The sequence below is a fragment of the Streptomyces sp. NPDC059142 genome (assembly GCF_042755665.1).
Classification (GTDB): Bacteria; Actinomycetota; Actinomycetes; order Streptomycetales; family Streptomycetaceae; genus Streptomyces.
In genome coordinates, this window is sequence record NZ_JBHZDA010000004.1 from 135,790 (window position 1) to 140,260 (window position 4,471).

At 74.7% G+C, this 4,471-nt stretch carries 2 protein-coding genes; both read left to right on the plus strand.

What is annotated here, in order from left to right; all coding sequences use genetic code 11:
• Positions 1-899 precede the first annotated feature (899 nt).
• A complete protein-coding gene (locus tag ACFXPK_RS03550; RefSeq protein WP_385071199.1) occupies positions 900-2,462 on the plus strand; it encodes an MFS transporter in 1,563 nt (520 codons plus the stop codon).
• Entirely contained in the window at positions 2,459-4,375 is a 1,917-nt protein-coding gene (locus tag ACFXPK_RS03555; RefSeq protein ID WP_385071202.1) for an alpha/beta hydrolase family protein, read from the plus strand. Before ACFXPK_RS03550 ends, ACFXPK_RS03555 begins: the two co-directional genes overlap by 4 nt.
• The last annotated feature ends 96 nt before the right edge of the window (positions 4,376-4,471 follow it).

Below are 4,471 nucleotides of genomic sequence, written 5' to 3' on the forward strand. Positions count from 1 at the left end.
TCTCTCAACACCACCCCCACACCCCCGCTGCTCCAAAGAAATATACACCCACCGCCCGGCTCCTTTTGGTCCATGTGTGCCCCCCCCCCCCCCCCCCCGGCCGGGCCCTGTCGGAGGAAGACGATCTCGGATCCCCTGGCCCGCTGTCTCTTTCTCGCTTCTCTTTCATACGTTTCCGGCCAATAACTCGGGCCGCTGTCACCGGTCCGGCGATATCCGGGAAGCGGGATTCCGGATACCGCGCGGGCCCGGACGCTGCCGTGGGGGCCTTCTCCGCGGCTGGGGTGCGGGGGGTACGAGGCGCCGTCGGCGGGGGGCGCGTTCGCCACCGGGAAGACCGCGTACGCCCTCGTCGGCGGGGCTCACCGCCGCGTCCCGCGCTCCCCGGGGACCGCCGCGGGCGTCGCGGCGCGTGGTGCGCCCGGGGCCGGCCGGCGGCATCCCGCACCGCTCCCCGCACAGTTCAGATGCCATGTCCTGCGCGGAGTGGCACATTCCGGCTCATGTCCGGCGCGGCCGGTGACGATCCGCGCGAGGCCGCCCCCTCCCGCAGGGTCCACGCGGCACCGCGAATGCCAAAGCGAAGCGGGAACCCCGGGCGCCACGCCGCCGCCGCGCGAACGCGCCACCCCCGGCGCGGTGATCGCGGAGGGCGGGCGCGGTAAGAACCGCGCGTCCCGACGCTGCTGTACGGGGCTCCCGCGCGCCCCGTACCGCTCGCGGGAAATCGAACCAGCCCCCGTCCGGACATCCTTGTCCTTCACATCAGCGCCTGGTTAAGCTCCCGAGCGTTTCAATTTCTGCACCTTTTCTGCGCATCTTTGTCAAGTGTGGCGCTATTTCGCATGCGCTCCCGCATGCGACTTCGAGTCTGACGGCGGAAACGGGGAGGGCTGCGCATGGGATCTTCTGTTCCCGGAAGAGATGCCTCGCACGTCCGGCCCGTCGCGACCCCTCCGGGCCCGGCCGAGGAGACCGGGCAGGCCGAGGAGACCGGGCAGGTCGAGGAGACCGGGCAGGTCGAGGAGACCGGGCAGGTCAGGGAGACCGGACCGGCCGAGGGGACCGAGCAGGCAGAGGAGACCGGGCCCACCGAGGGGACCGGGCCCGCCACCCGGGACGTCCGGCTCCTCTGGTGCGCGAACGCCGCCGATTCCCTGGGCAGTCAGGCGTCCGGGGTCGTCCTGCCGCTGCTGCTCCTCGGGCTCGGCTACTCGCCGGCGGTGGTGGGGCTGGTCGCAGGGGTGTCCACGGCGACCGGGCTGGTGCTCGGCCCGCTCGTCGCCGTACCCGCCGACCGGGGCGCGCGGAAGCGGGTGATGTTCTGGTCGGCGGTGGTCTCGGCGCTCGCGATGGGCTCGGTCGCCGTGGCCCTGACCGCCGCGCAGGGGCGGCCTCCGCTGGTCCATCTGCTCGCCGCCGTCCTCGTGGAACGTACCGCCACCGCCTGCTACGAGGCGGCGGCCCGTGGCACGGTGGCCCTGATCTCCACCCCCGGGAACCTGCCGCGCGTGGTGGCAGGGCTGGAGGCGGGCGACCGGGGCGCGCTGGTCGCGGGGCCCGCGCTGGGCGGCATGCTGTACCAGGTCTCGCGCGCGCTGCCCTTCGTGCTGGACGCCGTCTCGTACGCCGTCACGGCCGTGTGCGTCCGGGCCATGCGCGCGGACCTCCGGGCCGACCGGACGGACCGTCCCTCCGAGGCGGCCGAGGACGGCCCGGCGCCCCGTACCGCACGCGGCACCTGGTCCGCGCTGACAGCGGAGGCGGGCGCCGGAGTGCGGCTCGTCCGGGCGACTCCCCTGCTGCGGCTGGTCCTTGTGTGGACGACGACCGTCAACGGCGTGCTGGCCGCGCTGTACTACGACGCCGTCTTCACCTTGCAGGAGAGCGGCCACGGCGGCGCGCCCATGGGGCTGGTCCTGGCGGTGTCCGGCGCCGCCGGACTCGCCGGTTCGCTCGCCGCTCCCCGGCTGGTGCGCCGGCTCAGCCCCGTACGGGCGGTCGTGACGGTGTCCTGGCTCATGGTCCCGCTCGCCGCCGCGCTCACGACGGCCGGCGGACCATGGGCGTACGGGGCGTTGTTCGGCGGGTTCTGCCTGATCATGCCGCCGGCCACCGTGATCCTCCAGGCCAGGGCCATCCAGGGGACACCGCCCGGACTCCAGGCCCGCGCGGGCTCCGTGCTCGCCACCGCCGCCGGCGGAGCCGCCGCCATGGCGCCCGCGCTCGCCGGGTTCCTGACGGCTCACGTGGGGGCCGCCGTACCGGCGCTCGTCTCCGCCGGAGTGCTGACGCTGCTCGCCCTGCACATGACCCTCGGGGCGGGACGCGTACTGGCTACGGACGCACCACGTGTGGCCACACCACATGTGGCCGCACCACGGGTGGCCACACCGGCAGAGGCCACACCGTCGGAGGACACCCCGGCCGGAGACGTCACGGCGAGGGGGCGAGGCGTATGACCGGCTCCCGTTACCAGGTCTACCGCGCCGTGCTGCCCGAGGTCTGCGCCGCCGATCCGGCGCTGATGGCGTTCACCGCGGACGCCGACGGCCGGTGCGAGGTGTTCGCCTGGGACGCCGGGACCGGGCGCGCCCGCCAGGTCACCGACCGGCCCCGGGGCACTCTGCACGGAACGATCGACCGGGACGCGAACGTGTGGTGGTTCGACGAGGACGCGCACGGCGCGGGGCACTGGCGGTTCCAGCCCTTCCGCGGCGGCCCCGACCTCCCGGGGCTGACCGGGGTGCCCCCGGGCACCCCGCGCGGACTGGCCGTGAGCGACGACGGGACCGTCGCCCTCGGGCTGGGGGACGGCCGGACGACCACCGTCCATCTGGGACGGCGCGGCGCCCGCGCGCACGAGGTGACGCGCGTCGACCGGCACGCCACGCTCTCCGGGCTCACCGCGACGGCCGGCCTGCTGGCGATCAGCGGACCGGCCGGCTCCGAGCACGCCGTGACCGTCCTGGCCGCGGACGGCACACCGCGCGCCGTGCTCTCCGGCGCCGGGGAACACGGCAGACTCTGGTCGCTCGGCTTCGCCCCCACCGCGGGACACGACGAACTGCTGCTGGTGCGCGAGGACGACGACCGCTATCTGCTGGCCAGTTGGCGGCCGGGGACCGGGATCCGTACGTACCCGTGGTGCGCGTTCGACAGCGAGATCACCGCCCGCTGGTACCCGGACGCGGACGCGGGGCGCACCGTCCTGATCCGCGAGGACCGCCACGGCCGCAGCACCCTGCACCGGGCCCGTCTGGACACCGGCACCCTCACCCGCGTACCGACCCCGCCCGGCAGTCTGCTGGACGCGGCGCCGCGCGCCGGTGGCGACGTGCACTACCTGTGGACGGACACGGCCCATCCGCCGCGTATGCACTCCACCGCCGGTACCGCGCTGCCGGCCCTCGGCACCGTACCGGGGCGCGTACCCGGCGACCACCGTGACCTGTGGACACCGACCCCGGACGGCCCGGTGCACACGTGGCTCAGCCTTCCCGAGGGCCGGGCGGAGGGCCGGGCGGCCGGGGGGCGGGGCGCGCCGCCGCCCCTCGTCCTCCTCGTGCACGGCGGTCCCGCCGACCACGACCGCGACGCGTACGACGGTGTCGTGCACTCGCTGGTGGCCTCGGGTTTCGCCGTCGCACGGGTCAACTACCGCGGCTCCACCGGCTACGGCCCCCGCTGGCGCCGGGCGTTCGGCGCGGGCGTGGGGCTCACACAGGTCGAGGACCTGGTGGCGGTGCGCGCCGATCTGATCGGGCGCGGGCTGGCCCGCCCGGACGCCGTCGGGCTGTGGGGCACCTCGTGGGGCGGCTACCTCACCCTGCTGGCCCTCGGCACCCGCCCCGGGCTGTGGCAGGCGGGCGTCGCCGTCAAGCCCGTCGCCGACGGTGTCGCCGCGTACCGCACCACCACATCGGCGCTGCGCACCCTCGACGAGCGCCTGTACGGCGGCACACCGGACGAGGTGCCCGAGGCGTACGCCCGCAGCTCGCCGATCCGGTACGCCTCGCGTGTACGGGCACCGCTGCTGGTCGTGGCCGCCACCCGGGACGCCAAGTGCCCGCCCGGCCAGGTGCGCGGCTATCTCGCCGCGCTGCGCGATGCCGGAGTCCGTCACGAGTCGATGTGGCTCGACAGCGGGCACGACGGCTACGAGGGCGGCGACCATGTCGCCGTACTCCGCCGCGCCGTGGTCTTCCTCGACCGCGAGCTGCGCGGCACGCACCGCTCCCCCAAGACGCCCCCCGCCGACCGGAGGGGGGATTCCGGCCGCGTCCGTACCGCGGCGGCCGGGACAGGTACCGCCGAACACACCGAGAGGAGAACCGCCCATGCAGAAGGACATCATCCACAACGACCCGCTTGAGGGTGACGAGGAGAACCGGAAGCCGAGCGTCGGCGTCACGGTCACCATCCCGTTCCGTAACGCGGAAGACGCGGAAGAGGACTGATCCTCGCCGGC